13 protein-coding genes and 2 riboswitches are annotated in these 16,945 nt (G+C 45.4%); of the genes, 10 read left to right on the plus strand and 3 right to left on the minus strand.

The window, feature by feature from the left end:
• Positions 1-141 precede the first annotated feature (141 nt).
• The 3 genes from J7E38_RS22395 to J7E38_RS22405 form a co-directional block, all read right to left on the minus strand.
• The gene (locus tag J7E38_RS22395) at positions 142-738 is read right to left on the minus strand and encodes a hypothetical protein (RefSeq protein WP_214710383.1); all 597 of its coding nucleotides are present in this window, start codon (positions 736-738) and stop codon (positions 142-144) included.
• 99 nt (positions 739-837) lie between these two features.
• Complete coding sequence (locus tag J7E38_RS22400) at positions 838-1,197, minus strand: hypothetical protein (RefSeq protein WP_214710382.1); 360 nt, start codon at positions 1,195-1,197, stop codon at positions 838-840.
• A 43-nt stretch (positions 1,198-1,240) separates the two neighbouring features.
• Positions 1,241-1,690, minus strand: a complete 450-nt coding sequence (locus J7E38_RS22405; protein WP_214710381.1) for a hypothetical protein — start codon at positions 1,688-1,690, stop codon at positions 1,241-1,243.
• A 304-nt stretch (positions 1,691-1,994) separates the two neighbouring features.
• On the opposite strand from J7E38_RS22405, the gene J7E38_RS22410 reads away from it, so the two are divergent.
• The 10 genes from J7E38_RS22410 (at position 1,995) to ptsG (ending at position 16,663) form a co-directional block, all read left to right on the plus strand.
• Positions 1,995-2,990 carry an ABC transporter substrate-binding protein gene (locus J7E38_RS22410; protein WP_214710380.1) on the plus strand — a complete coding sequence of 332 codons (996 nt, stop codon included), beginning with the start codon at positions 1,995-1,997 and terminating at the stop codon, positions 2,988-2,990.
• 171 nt (positions 2,991-3,161) lie between these two features.
• Positions 3,162-4,598: an esterase/lipase family protein gene (locus tag J7E38_RS22415; RefSeq protein WP_214710379.1), complete on the plus strand. Its 1,437-nt coding sequence runs from the start codon at positions 3,162-3,164 to the stop codon at positions 4,596-4,598.
• Positions 4,599-4,790: 192 nt separating this feature from the next.
• Positions 4,791-5,165, plus strand: coding sequence for a hypothetical protein (locus J7E38_RS22420; RefSeq protein ID WP_214710378.1), 375 nt, complete (start codon positions 4,791-4,793; stop codon positions 5,163-5,165).
• 405 nt (positions 5,166-5,570) lie between these two features.
• Positions 5,571-6,524 carry an AAA family ATPase gene (locus J7E38_RS22425; protein ID WP_214710377.1) on the plus strand — a complete coding sequence of 318 codons (954 nt, stop codon included), beginning with the start codon at positions 5,571-5,573 and terminating at the stop codon, positions 6,522-6,524.
• 1 nt (position 6,525) lies between these two features.
• Positions 6,526-7,743: a DUF58 domain-containing protein gene (locus J7E38_RS22430; RefSeq protein WP_214710376.1), complete on the plus strand. Its 1,218-nt coding sequence runs from the start codon at positions 6,526-6,528 to the stop codon at positions 7,741-7,743.
• On the plus strand, positions 7,740-9,965 hold the full coding sequence (locus J7E38_RS22435) for a transglutaminaseTgpA domain-containing protein (RefSeq protein WP_214710375.1): 2,226 nt from the start codon (positions 7,740-7,742) through the stop codon (positions 9,963-9,965). Before J7E38_RS22430 ends, J7E38_RS22435 begins: the two co-directional genes overlap by 4 nt.
• A gap of 31 nt (positions 9,966-9,996) precedes the next feature.
• Positions 9,997-10,098, plus strand: a riboswitch (purine riboswitch).
• Between the two features lie 137 nt (positions 10,099-10,235).
• Complete coding sequence (guaA, locus tag J7E38_RS22440) at positions 10,236-11,783, plus strand: glutamine-hydrolyzing GMP synthase (RefSeq protein WP_215038943.1); 1,548 nt, start codon at positions 10,236-10,238, stop codon at positions 11,781-11,783.
• A gap of 88 nt (positions 11,784-11,871) precedes the next feature.
• Positions 11,872-11,973: riboswitch (purine riboswitch) on the plus strand.
• Positions 11,974-12,095: 122 nt separating this feature from the next.
• Positions 12,096-13,427, plus strand: coding sequence for an NCS2 family permease (locus tag J7E38_RS22445; RefSeq protein WP_214710374.1), 1,332 nt, complete (start codon positions 12,096-12,098; stop codon positions 13,425-13,427).
• A gap of 136 nt (positions 13,428-13,563) precedes the next feature.
• Positions 13,564-14,406, plus strand: coding sequence for a glucose PTS transporter transcription antiterminator GlcT (gene glcT / locus J7E38_RS22450; protein WP_214710373.1), 843 nt, complete (start codon positions 13,564-13,566; stop codon positions 14,404-14,406).
• Positions 14,407-14,587: 181 nt separating this feature from the next.
• The gene (ptsG, locus tag J7E38_RS22455) at positions 14,588-16,663 is read left to right on the plus strand and encodes a glucose-specific PTS transporter subunit IIBC (RefSeq protein ID WP_214710372.1); all 2,076 of its coding nucleotides are present in this window, start codon (positions 14,588-14,590) and stop codon (positions 16,661-16,663) included.
• The last annotated feature ends 282 nt before the right edge of the window (positions 16,664-16,945 follow it).

Genomic DNA, 16,945 nt, shown 5'->3' on the forward strand with positions numbered 1-16,945 from the left:
GAAATGTATGTTTATTTGAAAAAGATATGTATCTTAAGAAGTCCAGATTAAAACAAAAAAGCACCCAATGGATGCTCTTGAATATTAATGGAGCGGGATGGAAGAAACAAAATGCCGTAGAGGGATAATGACCCTATTATCTCAATAAATTGGAGCATCAGCATCTTTTTCGGAAGATTTACTATGGTCCTGAGAAATTTGACTATCAACCGGATCATCGGATGAATTGCTGTTTTCTTGGGAAAGAGAGCTGTCAGTCGCATTATCAATGGCACTGCTGTCATTTTGCGCGAGTGCACTATCCGTAGGAGCATTTGCTGAACTGCTGCTGCCCTGTGCAATGCTGCTGTTAGTAGGATCATCTGCAGCGTTACTGTGATCCTGAGCAACAGCGCTATTAACCGGATCATCGACAGCGTTACTGTGTTTTACAGCAACCGCAGAATGGTCTACATGGCCGATGGAAATTTGTTCAGGGTTTTGATGCTGACTTAAATTAAGATGGAGATTGAGCTGAAGAGGATAGTTCTGTAAGATGTTCTGCAGCTTGCTGTTAAAGTCCGGACCTGAATGAGTTTCGATGAGAGTCGAAAGGTTTTTGTTGATTTCCTTCTTAAGTCTTGGCTCCAGATATTCAGCCATCATCTTTTTGAATTCTTTCCTGATTTTCTTCGTTAATTCACCAGACAGCTCCTCCAGGATCTCTTTCTTCATTTGTTCCTTAGTCCATTTATCCATAAAATTCACCTCTTTTTCTAATACTTTTCAGCAGCTGGAAATGACACAATCGATCCCCACTGCACATGGGCTGTGGGGGATCGATTGTCATTTCCTATTTTAAAAGACGTCAGTAGCTTTGCTGTCGTCGAGGGCGACAGAGCTGTCGAAAGGATTGTCGGATGCATTGCTGTCGTCTTGAGCAAGAGCACTGTCGATTGTATCGTCTGCAGCATTACTCTTCCCTTGTGCAAGTGAAGTTTCCACTGGATTATCGGCAGCATTGCTCTTTCCTTGGGCAACAGAACTATTTGTAGGGTTGTCAGAAGCATTACTGAAGTGTTGGGCAACAGCACTGGCATCAGGATTATCTGAAGCGTTACTGCGTCTCAAAGCGATGGCTCCATTTTCTACATAACCAATGGCAAATTGCTTGCAGGACGATTTATCGTGCTCTTTTTTTTCAGGGTGCTTATACATTTCATTCACTCCTTTTTGATTGATCTTGCATATCTTTAATGCCTTAAAAAATTTCCTTTGCCTTACTGTCATCCAATGCCACTGCGCTATCAAATGGATCGTCGGATGCATTGCTATCATCTTGGGCTAATGCACTGTTAACAGTTTCATTTGCAGCACTGCTCTTGCCCTGGGAAACGGAGCTGTTGTCACCGTCATCAAGTGAATTGCTTCGTTCCTGCGCCACAGCACTTTCTTCTGGATTGTCAGATGCATTACTGTAATCTTGTGCCACAGCACTGTCATTTGGATTATCGGACGCATTACTGCCATCTATGGCAATGGCGCCATTATTGATGTAGCCAATCGCGATTTGCTCTGGTTCCTGCTCCTGCTTAAACCACTTGTCATCCTCTTTCTTCTTATCGCATTTGTCTTTCTTTTTGGATTTTTTGTGGTCTTTTTCCTGATAATCACCCGATGGCATTGGGTACTTCTTGTACTGGTTATACATTTCATTCACTCCTTTTTACTAGATTCCTTAGCAGTATATTTTCGTTTCCTTTTTCTGAATGGACAAACAAACTAATTTGTTTTTAAAAACTAAAAATGTACGTTTGTAGCAGGGGATTCATCTAATTAACTAGAGAATCGAATATTAGTTATATATTTTTAAGTTTACTATTGTCCTAGATTTGCTTAACGTGTTAATATCAGAATATTAAAAAAATAAGAAATATATTATCGAGGAGGATCGGCAGCTTTTTCATTCAACAAGAAGATACATAACTATTTTGTGAATTTGGGGAGGATGAAGGATGAAAAAGAGTTTGGCTGTTTTATTGAGCGGTGCGATGCTGATGCTTGCAGCATGTGGCGGGGGTGGTAATCAGGCGAGTGGAGAGAAGAAGGAAAAGACGGTGAAAATCGGGATTACCCAGATTGTAGAGCACCCTTCGCTTGATGCTGCAAGGGAAGGATTTATCGCTGCTCTTAAGGATGCCGGTTATGAAGAAGGCAAGAATCTTAAAATTGATTACCAGAATGCCCAGGGTGATATGAATAACAATGCGTCGATTGCGCAAAAGTTTGTTTCAGATAAAAGTGATTTGATTTTAGCGATTGCGACACCGAGTGCTCAGGCGGCGGTCCAGGCGACGAAGGATATCCCTGTCCTGTTCACTGCGATCACGGACCCTGTCGGCGCTGAGCTCGTCCAGTCCATGGAGAAGCCAGGCGGAAATGCGACGGGAACCTCTGATACACATCCAGATGCCATCAAGAATACCATCGCTGCCATCAAAAAGTTCGTCCCGGGAGCGAAGAAGGTCGGAATTATTTATAACAATGGTGAACCCAACTCCGTGGTGAATGTTAAAAACGCCAAGGAAGCATTGGAGGCGGAAGGACTCCAAGCTGTGGAATCCACGATTTCGGCCAGCTCTGAAGTAAAGCAGGCAGCCGAGTCGATGGTTGGCCGTGTAGATGTTCTGTATATTCCAAAGGATAATACCGTGGTTGCAGCGCTTGAGTCGGTGATTACCGTTGCAAATGATAAAGATATCCCAATGTTTGTGGGTGAAGGAGATTCAGTGAAGCGAGGAGCATTCGCGTCCTATGGACTCGATTATCATGAGCTTGGCTACACCACTGGCAAAATGGCAGTGGAGATCCTTGAAGGCAAAAAGCCGGCTGACATTCCGGTAGGCTACCCTGAGAACCTAGAATTGGTCATTAACAAAAAGGCAGCTGAAGAAGAAGGAATCACGCTGACAGATGACTTACTGAAGGACGCGAAAATCGTAGGAGAATAATAGTCTGAGCCTGCCGAAATGGCGGGTTCTTCTTGTTCATTGATGAAATAATACTATTTTCCCAATCAAAATGAAACAAAGTACCCTTCTATCCAATCAGGCAATTTAATACTTTTAAATGATGTGTGTAAAAAGGAGGAGGGGTATGGTTTGAGAAGGAGCAAAAGGATTATGTCATTATTAATGGTTTTATTATTGATGGTCCCTGTTGCTGCTAAAGCGGGCGATCTGGGCGGAGGCTCCTCCGGGGTTCCGGGCACCTGGTACCTGGGGACAGATCCTTCCTGGATTGATCCAGCTAAATCGCCGATCGTCTTCATTCATGGATATAACAGTTCGGCATCAGTCTGGTGGGACGGCAATGACATGTATGAAACTGCTCTTGCCAATGGCTATCAAACAGCCTTTATCGATCTTTATCCGGAAAAGGACATGTGGGAAAATGGAGCGATGCTGGCCGGAAAGCTGAAGCAAATTTATGAGCATTACGGCAGCAAGAAGCTGGTCGTGGTCGGCCACAGTAAAGGCGGGGTAGACACACAGACTGCGCTCGTCCACTATGGCGCCCACCAGTATGTTTCAAATGTCATCACCCTGTCCTCGCCGCATCACGGCACCCAGCTTTCAGACCTTGCTCACAGCAGTTCTGCCTGGTGGCTTGCGGCATTGCTTGGCAACAATAATGATGCCACTCGATCTCTCATGACAGGGAATATGAGTTATTTCCGCAGCGTTACCGATAACCACGCGAATGCAGCTAAGAACCGCTATTACACACTGGGCGGCTATAAATGGGGCTCCTTCGGCAGCGCCTTGTACTGGGGAGGGCTTTATTTAAGCAGTTATGGCTCGAATGATGGGGTTGTTACGGTTTTCAGTTCCCGCTTGCCAGGCGGAACCATCGTCCGGGAAGGAGCCTGGAACCATACAACGGTCCGTGAAGGCTCACATACATTCTCAGTGTTCAAACCATATACAATGTCAGCACAGCCAGCCGCTGCTGGTATATTTTCAACAGCAGAAGCTGTGGCGGAGCCTGATACAACCCAGATTGTCCGAGGCGGGAAGTCGGAACAAGCCATCAAGGACAGCTTCATCATCGAGGAAGGGGCAGATTGGTTCCAGATGGCTTTCCTGAGTGAAAAAAAGCTGCCATCACTCAAGCTGAAAGGTCCTGATGGCAAAGAATACAGCGCGATGAAAATTCAGCAGGACAACGGTGAGTTCTTCAAGGGAGCATGGGTCCACCTGTTTGAAGTCGATCGGCCAAAGGCTGGGAAGTGGAAGGTAAACGGACCGGGCGCTGCCTACTTGATGGTAATCGGAATCAATAGCCCGCTTAGTGTTGAATTGAAAAAAGACAAGAGCCAGAAGGTGAAAGCTTCATATAAAACAAACTGGATTAAATTTGACCATGACAATGAAAAGAAACTCAAAGAAGCAGGAAAAGGTGTTAAGGCAGGTAAAATCGCTGAAGGGGATTTTGACCAGCCAGGCGTTTACAACCTGACAACAGAAGTCACCGGAGTCGATGGTAAAGGAAAACCATTCGAACGGACGATTGTTGAATCCATCTATGTTGACGAAAATGGAAAGATCCATAGATAAACCAGGGGGGCGGCTGGCAAGGGCCAGCTGCTCCTAATTTACGAGAATGAAAATCTTCTAATAGACTGTTTTGCCTACTGCTATTCTCTGTGCTAAGTCTTAATGACTAATTTTTACATAAATGATGGATTAGCGGAGTTGTCGTCCGATATAGAAGATAAGCAGAGTTTTTAACATCAGGGGGAGAAAGTGATGCACGTTTTGGATTTGATTGCCAGAATCAACAATCGTGTCGAGGAATTGGATTTTGCGGCTGCGAGATTGTATATGGAAGAGAACATTGAAATCCTTAATGAGAACCGCAGCCATCTAAAGTCGAATGCCAGAGAGTTGCTTGAGTTTTTGACAAAACGCATGGAGGCTGGCCAACAGCCGCTGACAAGGAAGGACATGGCAATCATCAATGCTGTGAATAACTATGCATCCAAATTTGACTTGCGGGGCTTGAAGGTAGTCATCAAGGACCACTCGCTGCTGTTTTTGCGGGGGGATATCGAAGCGTATTTGAACACAGACGCGAGGATCATCCTCGAGGGAATGGGTGCGATTCCTAAGGCTGCAAGCTAAATAGATAAATAGATGAAATGTTGACGGTCTCTCGATTGAGGGCCGTTTTCTCTTTTTATGAAGGCTGTTTTCGTAAAGATTGTTGTTAAAATCCTAAAGCCGATTTTAACGTAGTATATACCTATCTTGGAGGTCGATATGAAGTTTTCATGCTCTTTTCTCATAAGAAGCGTCTACTTTACAAAGGAATACAGCGAATTCAATCCAATTTTGTATTCAATAGCAACAAAGTTTGAGAAAAGAGCCTTTATGAAACTTTCTCTTATGAATTCACGTCTATCACAAAGCAGAAATATTTTCATCTCACCCATTACAGGATTTTTACAGAAAATAGCGAATATAGACTTATTGGGATAAAAATAAAACGTATTTACGTAGATAAATAGATACAAGGGGGAAATTTCAATGAGGGACCAGATGAATCCAACGGTTGATCGAATACTTGGAAATATCGATAAGGTGATGACAGGCAAGCGGAACGTAGCGGAGTTAAGCCTGATTGCGCTGCTTGCCGGAGGACATGTACTGCTTGAGGATGTACCTGGTGTCGGCAAGACGATGATGGTCCGCGCGCTGGCGAAGTCTGTCAGTGCCAAGTTCAGAAGAATTCAGTTCACTCCTGACCTGCTGCCTTCAGATGTGACAGGCGTTTCAATTTATAATCCAAAAGAAATGGAATTTGAGTTCAGGCCGGGACCCATCATGGGGAACATCATTCTGGCTGATGAAATCAACAGGACGTCACCGAAAACTCAATCAGCTCTGCTTGAAGGAATGGAAGAGCAAAGCGTCACGGTCGATGGTGTGACGCATATTCTCGACAAGCCGTTTTTTGTCATGGCGACCCAGAACCCGATTGATTATGAGGGTACGTATCCGCTGCCGGAAGCCCAACTGGACCGTTTCCTCCTGAAAATGAAAATGGGCTACCCGGCGCTAGATGAAGAAATGGAAGTGTTGGACAGGGCGCAGCGCAATCTCCCAATCGAGGATTTGCAGCCGGTGGTTTCGCTTGAAGATTTACGGGACCTTCAGCAGAGCATAAAAGAAGTCGTCGTCGACGAAACGCTCAAGCGCTATATTGTCGAACTGGCAAGCCGGACTCGCGGCCATTCAAGTGTCTATCTTGGCGTAAGCCCACGTGGATCGATTGCCTTGATGAAGGCGGCCCAGGCATACGCCTTCATATACGGAAGGGATTATGTCATCCCGGATGATGTCCAGTATCTGGCACCCTATGTTTTCGCCCACAGGATCATTTTGAAATCAGAGGCAAGGTTCGAAGGGATCACCGCTGAGGATGTCGTCAACAGGGTGATGGCGAGAGTGCCTGTGCCGATCCAAAGGCTCGTGAAATAGTATGAAAAAATATTTTCAAAAGTTCAAAGAAATATGGAAGCTGATCGTTCTGCTTTTCCTGATCTTGCTCACCTTTTCGTATGCGATGTTCCAGGGTGGTTTTGTCAGCTGGTTCCTGTTTTACAGCTTCGTGCCATTCGGGCTGTATGCATTGGGTCTTGCTTTATATTCTTTGAAAGAAATAAAGGCGGAAAGAGTGTACACAAAACAGGAGTACAACGCTGGCGAGAAGTTCAGGGCGAGCATCGTTCTTGAAAGAAATATCCCGTTCCCGCTGTTTTACGCAATCGCCGAAGAACAGGCCGGGGAAACGCTTGCCGGAAACCGGGATTTGCAACAGGCGAAAACAATGGTATTCCCGGGATTCAATCGGGTATTCAGCTTCGACTACTCGATCGAGAACCTGCCCAGGGGCGAACATGTCCTGACAGGGATCAAGCTGAAGACGGGAGATCTGCTCGGCTTGATTGAAAAAGAAAAAATCCTGCCGGCTGAAAACAGGATTCTTGTTTATCCAGCCTATCAGGATCTGGTTTACCGGCCGGTCGCCCACCATTTTGACCAGGGGATGACCGCCTCGAAGGAACGTGTCCAGCGAGATACATCCATGGCCATTGGTGTTCGTGAGTACCAGCCGGGGGACCGGTTTTCCTGGATCAACTGGAAAGCGACAGCTCGGCGAAATGATATCATGACAAAGGAATTTGAACAAAGGCAATCACATGATGTGACCCTTTTGATGGACTGTGCGCCGGATCCGCGCTTTGAAGTGATCGTTTCTTTTACAGCCTCCGTCATCAGGGCGATTTTGCGCAAAGGCGCCCAGGTTGGACTGCTGACATCGAGCCATGAGCGTGTAGCTTTTCCTGCCCGGGGCGGGGAGGGCCAGCAGCAGCAGCTTCTCTACCATCTTGCCAAAATCCAGGATGGCAGTCCCGTCCCATTCGACCGGGTTCTGGAAGCAGAAACCTTCCTCGCGCAGCAGAACAATTCAATCATGCTGGTTACCTCCCAATTGACGAAAGAGTTGATTGAAAAAGCGGCGTTCTATAACCAACGAAATGGAGCGGTCAGTATTTTCCTGATTAAAAATAGCCAGGAATCACCGTCAAAAACAGAAATAAACTTAAAGTCATCGGCAAATGCAAGGGGAATCCGGCTTGTCATGGTGCATGACAGCCAGTTCCCGGAAGCCTTCTCGGAGGTGAACAGGGGATGACAATCGCTAAGCCGAAAAAAGATGCCGCGTTCTTTTTGTTGTATATTTTCAGCTTTTTGCTGCTTTGGGAATGGCTGCGGCCATTAAAGGAACTGACTGATACAGGCCATTTAAGTGTCTTCCTTGGCTTTGTATTTGTCTCGCTGATGATGTCGTACTTCAACATGCCGGTGATTCCGGGAGCGATCGTGAAAATCATCATCATCTTATATTCCGTTCACTTCATGTATTATGATGGAACATTTTTCAGTTTGGGATGGTTCGCTGAGCTGTTCAACGAGGTAACGTCGAATGCCATTTTTATTGTGAATGCAGAATGGACAGAAATCTCCAACGTTTTCAGGACATTGTTATTCTTTATCCTGCTCTGGCTGATGGCCTACTTGATTCAATATTGGCTGATCAACCGAAAACAGATCTTTGTGTTTTACTTCATGACGCTAGTTTACATTACGGTTCTTGACACGTTCACTCCATATGAAGCTGATGCGGCGATTGTCCGGACAGTCATTGCCGGATTTGCCGTGCTGGGAATGCTGTCATATCACCGGATTGCTGACAAGGAAGTGGTGAAGAAGAACCTTAATAGCGTGAAAAAATGGATGGTGCCTTTGGTGGCCATGATTGTTTTAAGTGTGGGAATCGGCTATGCAGCTCCTAAAGCAGACCCGATCTGGCCGGACCCTGTCCCGTTCATCACCTCCTATAACCAGGATTCCGGCGAAGGCAGCGGCGGCGTTAAGAAGGTGGGCTATGGAACGGATGATTCATCTCTTGGCGGGCCATTCATCGGTGACGATCGGGTCGTTTTCGCAGCTGAAGCAGATGGACGGCATTACTGGAGGATCGAAACAAAAGATGTCTATACGGGAAAAGGATGGATTACAGAAAAATCCGATGGAGCAATGCCGGTTGAATTTTTACCAGAACAGGCCATTCCAATGCAGCCGTTTGATGCAAATGTGAAGACAGAAGAGCGTACCAGCAGGGTCATTCCGAAAATCGGGTACCCCCACCTTGTCTATCCGCTCGGTGTGAAACAAGTGGAGGCTTCTGCAGGATACTCGTCATTGCAGTTCATGCTCGATCCTGAGACAGAAAAAATCACTTCCCTTCCTGATGGCCAATCAGGGTCATTCGGCCCGTACTCACTCACATTCGATTATCCTGTCTACAGTGTCGACAAGCTCAAGGCAGCTGGGAAAGAGGATATGGCAGAAGAGGAGGATGCGGCTTTCCTGGCAAAATATACTCAGGTGCCAGAAGAGCTTCCGGAGCGGGTCGTGGAGCTGGCTAAGGAAATTACAAAGGATAAACAGACCTGGCTTGAAAAAGCGCAGGCGATTGAAAAATACTTCCGTTCGAACGAGTTTGTCTACGATCAAACCGATGTGGCTGTTCCGGCTGATGGCCAGGATTACGTCGATCAGTTCCTGTTCGATACACAGCGGGGCTATTGCGATAATTTTTCCACATCAATGGTTGTCATGATGCGCTCCATCGGTATTCCATCCCGCTGGGTAAAAGGCTATACCGAAGGCGATTATATCGACACGCTTGAAAACGGCCGCCGGCTTTACGAGGTCACAAATAATAACGCCCACTCCTGGGTGGAGGGATATTTTCCCGGTGTCGGCTGGGTTCCGTTCGAACCGACTCAAGGATTTTCAAATAATGTCCAGTTCGAATACAACAACGTCAACAACACTGAATCCACTACAGAGGAAAAAGATGAAGACGTAACAGCACCAGAGGCACCAAAGAAGCCGGAGCTTCCGGAAGAACAGGCACAGGCTGACAAGCCGGAGTTTTCTTTTTCAGACGGTCTGAAAAAGGCAGGTGCGTTCCTGAAGGATAATTTCGGAAAAATTCTGCTGACATTGCTGGTGCTGGCAATATTCGTGGCGATCATATACAGGCTCCGCGGAAAGTGGCTTCCCGCATTGTATATCCTTCTCTATAAGTACAAAAAGCAAAACAAGTACCTTGAGAAAGCCTATATTGCCCTGTTGAAGCAGCTGAGAAGATACGGGCTGAAGCGGGAAGATGGCCAGACATTGCGTGACTACGCCTACTATGTGGATTCATTCTTCTCGACAAGCGATATGAGAAGGCTCACATCCAAGTATGAAGAATATCTCTACCGCGGCGAATTGAATGAAGACATGTGGCAGGACGTGAAAAAGCACTGGGAAAAGATGATCAGGAAATCTGGGGCTTGACCGTTAAAATATTATACTGATACAATGTGTGCAACTATATAGAAACAACCTTCATATATCCTCGATAATATGGTTCGAAAGTATCTACCAAATCACCGGAAATGATTTGACTATGAAGGCAGTCTTCTGTTTGTTCGTAACGAGCTGGAATTCTGCTTTCCTATTATTTTGGATGGCAGGATTCTGGCTTTTTTTATGCGCAACAAGCCATACTATTTACATAACCATCTAACGGAAGTATCGTGTTTCTATTTTAAATGAGGTGACTTTATGAAAAACGAGCTGCAAGACCAGGAAATGATTGTAGTATTAGACTTTGGCAGCCAGTATAACCAGCTGATCACAAGACGGATCAGGGAGTTTGGCGTCTACAGCGAGCTTCATCCACACACGATTACAGCAGCTGAAATCAAGAAGATGAACCCAAAGGGAATCATTTTTTCAGGAGGGCCGAATTCTGTTTATGATGAGGGAGCCTTCCGTTGTGATGAAGAGATATTCGAGCTGGGCTTACCGATTTTGGGCATCTGCTACGGAATGCAGCTGATGACGATGCATTTCGGCGGGAAGGTCGAGAAGGCAAAGAACCGTGAATACGGAAAAGCCCTGCTGACTCTCCATAACCAGAACTCGTTATTCGAAGGGACGCCGGGTGAACAGGTAGTCTGGATGAGCCATGGTGACCTCGTCACGATGTCACCGCCAGGATTTTCTGTAGATGGAGTCAATCCATCCTGTCCGATTGCGGCAATGAGCGACGAGAGCCGCAAGCTTTACGCGGTTCAATTCCACCCTGAGGTGCGCCACTCCATGTATGGGAATGACCTGCTAAATAACTTTGTCTTCAAGGTGTGCGAATGCGAAGGCAACTGGTCGATGGAAAATTTCATCGAAATCGAGATGGAGAAAATTCGCCAGCAGGTCGGCGATAAGAAAGTTCTTTGCGCGCTTAGCGGCGGGGTCGATTCTTCCGTAGTGGCGGTCCTGATCCACAAAGCGATCGGAGACCAGCTGACTTGCATCTTCGTCGATCACGGTTTATTGCGTAAAGGTGAAGCGGAAGGTGTAATGAAAACTTTAGCTGATGGCTTCAACATGAATGTGATAAAAGTAGATGCGAAGGACCGGTTCCTCAGTAAGCTGGAGGGAGTTTCGGATCCTGAGCAGAAGCGGAAAATTATCGGAAATGAATTCATCTATGTTTTTGATGATGAAGCGGAAAAGCTTGAAGGTATTGAGTTCCTGGCACAGGGAACATTGTATACTGATATTATCGAAAGCGGTACGGCGACAGCGCAGACAATCAAGTCACACCATAATGTCGGCGGGCTCCCTGAAGATATGCAGTTCAAATTAATCGAGCCATTGAGTACATTATTCAAGGATGAAGTTCGTGCGCTTGGCACTGAGCTTGGCATGCCTGATGAAGTCGTCTGGCGCCAGCCATTCCCGGGACCTGGACTCGGTATCCGTGTTCTTGGGGCCATTTCTGAAGATAAGCTGGAGATTGTTCGGGAATCGGACGCTATCCTGCGTGACGAAATCAAGAAGGCTGGCCTTGAACGTGAAATCTGGCAGTACTTCACCGTCCTTCCTGATATCCGCAGCGTCGGTGTCATGGGGGATGCGAGGACATATGATTATACAATAGGCATCCGAGCAGTAACGTCCATTGATGGAATGACATCCGATTGGGCAAGGATTCCGTGGGATGTCCTTGAGATTATCTCCACAAGGATCGTCAACGAAGTCGATCACGTCAATCGCGTCGTTTATGATATCACCAGCAAACCGCCTGCAACTATCGAGTGGGAATAAAATACGAACGATTATTAAAAACGGACATGAAAATGTTCGTTTTTTTTATTGACTCAGGGCAAAAGTCCTGTTAGAATGAAACTGAACTTAATAATTTGTCATAATTCGTCGTATAATATTGGGGATATGGCCCAAAAGTTTCTACCGAGCTACCGTAAATGGCTTGACTACGAGGTATAGAATTCATGGCTGGCAATCTCTATATTTTTTGCCGCCAGGACTTCCTTTTATTGCCTTTAGTCAACGCCCCGGTATCCCGTGGCGTTTTCTTTTTGGTCTTATTTCCCGAATTCTATTCAGGGGGAAGAAAAAATGAAGAAATATTTTGAGTTTGATAAGCTCGGCACGAATTATCGCCGCGAATTCATCGGCGGAATGACCACGTTCCTTGCAATGGCGTATATCCTGATTGTAAATCCTAATGTACTCACACTGTCAGACATAAAGGATCTTCCGGAAGCATTGAGAATGGATGCTGGTGCTGTATTCGTTGCAACAGCTCTTGCAGCGGCGGTTGGCTCCATCATTATGGGCTTGATCGGGAAATACCCAATTGCCTTGGCGCCAGGTATGGGCCTGAATGCCTTCTTTGCTTACACAGTTGTTCTAAGCCACGGTGCACCATGGCAGCATGCGCTTGCAGCGGTTTTCATCTCCAGTGTGTTCTTCCTGCTGCTGACGATTACAGGCTGGCGTGAAAAATTGATCAATGCCATCCCGGTTGAACTAAAGCACGCAGTCGGAGCGGGGATCGGATTGTTCATCACCTTCATCGGATTGAAAAATGCAGGCATCATCGTTGATAATCCAGCAACACTTGTGGGACTCGGCGACCTGACAAGCGCCAATACATTGCTTGCACTTTTTGGCCTATTGATCACCGTCATCATGCTAACAAGAGGCATTCACGGTGCAGTATTCTTCGGAATCATCATTAGCGTCATTGTCGGAATGGTCTTCAATCTTATTGAAACACCTGAAAAAGTAGTCGGTGCAGTACCAAGCGTGGCGCCGACATTTGGAGCGGTTTTCACCGCATTCGGCGATCCATCTTTCTACACATCGACCATGCTCGGTATCATATTGACATTCCTGTTCGTCGATTTCTTTGATAATGCAGGTACACTCGTTGCAGTTGCCAATCAGGCAGGGTTGATGAAAGAAAACAAGCTGCCTCGCGCAGGCCGTGCGTTGTTCGCTGACTCAATCGCATCTCTTGTTGGTTCCATCTTCGGAACATCAACAACAACATCATATATTGAATCATCTGCAGGTGTAGCTTCAGGAGCACGAAGCGGATTCGCTTCACTAGTAACAGCAGGATTCTTCCTGTTATCTCTATTCTTCTTCCCGCTGCTTTCAGTGGTCACATCAGCAGTAACCGCACCAGCATTGATCATCGTTGGTGTACTGATGGTTTCCTCACTCGGGAAAATTGAATGGGGACGCTTTGAAATCGCAGTTCCATCATTCCTGACCATGATTTCTATGCCATTGTCTTCAAGCATTGCAACTGGGATTGCGGCAGGATTCATCTTTTATCCAATCACCATGCTCGTGAAGGGAAAATCAAAAGATGTCCATCCGATTATGTACCTGTTCTTCGTCATCTTCGTTCTATACTTTGTGTTTTTAACAGAATAGACATTTCGATCCAGCGGATGCCGCTGGATCTTTTTTTGGCAAAATTTGAAGACTGCCAGGTAAACACTTCAGATTGACTTCTAAATTCTCCTTATATACGATATTCCCATAGAACAACCTGAAACGGGGAAACAGCATGGACAGAATCGAAGTGAAAAAAGGATTGAACAATAATGTCTTGATTGCTGACCATCCAACTTTCGGGGAAGTCATCATGATTGGCAAGGGAATCGGCTTCAACCGGAAAAAGGGAGACTTGATAGTAGAGGGACAGGCGGAGAAAATGTTTGTCCTTAAGGATGAAAAAGAGCAGGCAAACTATATCAAACTTTTGCCATTTGTTGAAAATGACCTGCACGAAGCGATCATATCTTCTATTGAGTTAATCAAGAAACGGACAGCCGGCCAACTGAATGAACACATCCATGTCGCCTTGACGGACCACTTAATGTTTGCCGTAACCAGGATTTCAAAGGGAATGGAGTTCAAAAATCCGTTTTTGGTGGAAACAAAGACACTGTATCCAACAGAATTTGAAATAGCCAAAGAAGTGGTGCAGCTCATCAAGGATCGATCCGGAATCGAACTTCCTGATGGGGAGATAGGCTTTGTTGCCCTCCATATCCATAGCGCCGTCATGAATCGCAATTTGTCTGATGTAAACAAACACTCACAGCTTGTGACAAAACTGGTACAAATGATTGAAGAAAATCTGGATATCGAAATCGATAAAGAAGGCATAGACTATACAAGGCTTGTCCGCCACATACGTTTTACGATTGAGAGGGTCAATAACGGCGAAAAAGTAGAAGAACCGGAAAAATTTGCAACCCTCTTGAAAGAAGAATATCCTCTGTGTTACAATCTTTCGTGGAAACTCATTAAAGTGATGCAGCAGACCTTGAAAAAACAAGTATTTGATGCCGAGGCGGTGTATCTGACGATGCATTTGCAAAGGCTTCAGAAGAAAGCTAAATAAGCAGTTATATTTTACGTGTTACTGATTCGATCAGGCATGAGTAAAGAATGTAATTGAAATGGAGTTTTATGGGTACTATATCCGTATGCTTCTTTTCGTTACACCTTACTCATGCCTTTTTTATTTGTTTTTTTTAATGTTTGTAACCGCTTTAGGAGAAAAAAATACAGGAGGTCTTCCTATGTTTAAGAAAGCTTTTGGTGTTCTTCAAAAAGTAGGTAAAGCGCTGATGCTTCCAGTTGCACTTCTACCAGCTGCAGGTATTTTGCTTGCTCTTGGTGCTGCACTTCGCAACCCTGCTTTGTTGGAGCTTGCTCCATTTTTAGATAACAGCGGCGTCGATTTGGTGGCTGCTGTCATGCAAAAAGCCGGAGATATTGTCTTCGGAAACCTTCCGCTGTTGTTCGCGGTCGGTGTAGCTGTTGGTTTAGCGGGCGGTGAGGGTGTTGCCGGTCTTGCTGCCATTATCGGTTACCTGATCATGAACGTGACAATGGGTACTGTTTTAGGTATTACTCCGGAAGATGTCAACGGATTGAACTACGCAAATATTCTGGGTGTCCCAACACTTCAGACAGGAGTTTTCGGCGGTATCATCGTTGGTATAATTGCCGCTGCTCTTTACAATAAGTTCTTTGAAATCGAATTGCCATCCTATCTTGGCTTTTTCGCAGGAAAGCGTTTCGTTCCGATCATTACAGCTGGAACAGCGATTCTGCTGGGTCTGGCAATGCTTGTAATCTGGCCGCCAATCCAAACCGGCCTGAATGCATTCTCGCAAAACATGGTTCATGCAAACTTGACTTTATCAGCATTTATCTTTGGTGTGGTTGAACGTTCATTGATTCCTTTCGGTCTGCATCATATCTTCTATTCACCATTCTGGTATGAATTTGGCCAGTATACTACTTTGGCTGGAGATGTTGTCCGAGGTGACCAGCGGATCTTCATGGCTCAAATTGGAGATAACGTTCAGGATTTGACTGCTGGTACATTTATGACAGGTAAATTCCCATTCATGATGTTCGGTCTTCCAGCAGCAGCTTTAGCGATCTATCACGAAGCACGTCCGGAAAGAAAAGTTGTGGTCGGCGGTTTGATGGTATCAGCTGCATTGACTTCATTCCTGACAGGGATCACAGAACCTCTTGAGTTCTCATTCCTGTTCGTAGCGCCGGTACTATTCGGAGTTCACGCGATTTTTGCTGGTCTATCTTTTATGACAATGCATCTTTTAAACGTAAAAATCGGTATGACCTTCTCGGGTGGTCTGATTGACTACATCCTGTTTGGATTGATCAACCCGCAGACAAACGCTTGGATTGTTATCCCTGTTGGTTTAGTGTTCGCGGTTATCTACTACTTTGGTTTCCGTTTCGCCATCCGTAAGTTCAACCTGATGACACCAGGTCGTGAAGAGGTTGAAGAAGATGAGGAAGCAGGGGCAGCGAAGGGCCAAGCTAGCGACCTTCCATATGACGTCCTTGATGCAATGGGTGGTAAAGAAAACATCGCTCACCTTGATGCGTGTATCACAAGACTTCGTGTATCAGTAAATGATATTGGCAATGTCGATAAAGACCGCCTGAAAAAGCTCGGTGCTGCCGGAGTGCTTGAAGTCGGCAACAACATCCAGGCAATTTTCGGGCCGCGTTCAGAGACTATTAAAGGTCAGATGAAGGACATCATGAACGGCAAAAGGCCTCGTCCGGTAGAAACGAACCAGGCAACAGAGGTCGAACAGCAAATTGAAGAAGTAAATCCAGAAGCATTGCAGACTCATCATGATACAGATTCTGCAGCTGATACATTCGTTTCTCCTATTAAAGGGGAAATCAAACCGATTACAGAAGTCCCTGACCAAGTGTTCTCAGGAAAAATGATGGGTGACGGTTTTGCGATCGTACCTGCTGAAGGTACAATTGTTTCGCCGGTAGATGGAAAGATCGTCAACCTGTTCCCGACAAAGCATGCGATTGGAATCCTCTCTGACTCTGGACGGGAGATCCTCATCCATGTGGGTATCGATACAGTTAATCTGAAGGGACAAGGGTTCGAGACACTTGTTTCTGAAAATGATACTGTTACAAAAGGACAGCCGTTATTGAAGGTGGATCTTGATTACATCAAGGAAAACGCGACGTCTATCATTACTCCAATCGTATTCACTAACCTTGCTGAAGGGGAAAGCATTGTCATCAACAAAGAGGGCAATGTGGATGTGAAAGACGAAAATATCATTACGATTTCTAAATAAGATGAAATTAATCAGCCGATCTCCTGAATGGGGATCGGCTGGTTTTTATATATAGAAGTAAAGCAAAGACTCAAAAATGTTTCCCAATTATTTCAAGGTATATTCATATTGACTCTGTGCATGTCCGGTGATAGTATATAGAAACAGTCGCGAACAGGTTAACAACATTTTGATGATGAAAAAACAAATCAAAAAAGCTGTTGACATTCAATGCTGTGATGTGATAAATTATTAAAGTCGCTTCTGAGCGGCGCGCATAATTTGCTCTTTGAAAACTAAACA

The sequence above is a fragment of the Bacillus sp. ISL-35 genome, assembly GCF_018613355.1.
Classification (GTDB): Bacteria; Bacillota; Bacilli; order Bacillales; family Cytobacillaceae; genus Mesobacillus.

Coding starts and splice junctions, on each gene's coding strand:
- J7E38_RS22395 (WP_214710383.1), bottom strand. CDS start 738: ATGGATAAATGGACTAAGGAACAAATGAAGAAAGAGATCCTGGAGGAG.
- J7E38_RS22435 (WP_214710375.1), top strand. CDS start 7,740: ATGACAATCGCTAAGCCGAAAAAAGATGCCGCGTTCTTTTTGTTGTAT.
- J7E38_RS22425 (WP_214710377.1), top strand. CDS start 5,571: ATGAGGGACCAGATGAATCCAACGGTTGATCGAATACTTGGAAATATC.
- J7E38_RS22415 (WP_214710379.1), top strand. CDS start 3,162: ATGTCATTATTAATGGTTTTATTATTGATGGTCCCTGTTGCTGCTAAA.
- J7E38_RS22400 (WP_214710382.1), bottom strand. CDS start 1,197: ATGTATAAGCACCCTGAAAAAAAAGAGCACGATAAATCGTCCTGCAAG.
- J7E38_RS22405 (WP_214710381.1), bottom strand. CDS start 1,690: ATGTATAACCAGTACAAGAAGTACCCAATGCCATCGGGTGATTATCAG.
- J7E38_RS22410 (WP_214710380.1), top strand. CDS start 1,995: ATGAAAAAGAGTTTGGCTGTTTTATTGAGCGGTGCGATGCTGATGCTT.
- guaA (WP_215038943.1), top strand. CDS start 10,236: ATGAAAAACGAGCTGCAAGACCAGGAAATGATTGTAGTATTAGACTTT.
- ptsG (WP_214710372.1), top strand. CDS start 14,588: ATGTTTAAGAAAGCTTTTGGTGTTCTTCAAAAAGTAGGTAAAGCGCTG.
- glcT (WP_214710373.1), top strand. CDS start 13,564: ATGGACAGAATCGAAGTGAAAAAAGGATTGAACAATAATGTCTTGATT.
- J7E38_RS22445 (WP_214710374.1), top strand. CDS start 12,096: ATGAAGAAATATTTTGAGTTTGATAAGCTCGGCACGAATTATCGCCGC.
- J7E38_RS22430 (WP_214710376.1), top strand. CDS start 6,526: ATGAAAAAATATTTTCAAAAGTTCAAAGAAATATGGAAGCTGATCGTT.
- J7E38_RS22420 (WP_214710378.1), top strand. CDS start 4,791: ATGCACGTTTTGGATTTGATTGCCAGAATCAACAATCGTGTCGAGGAA.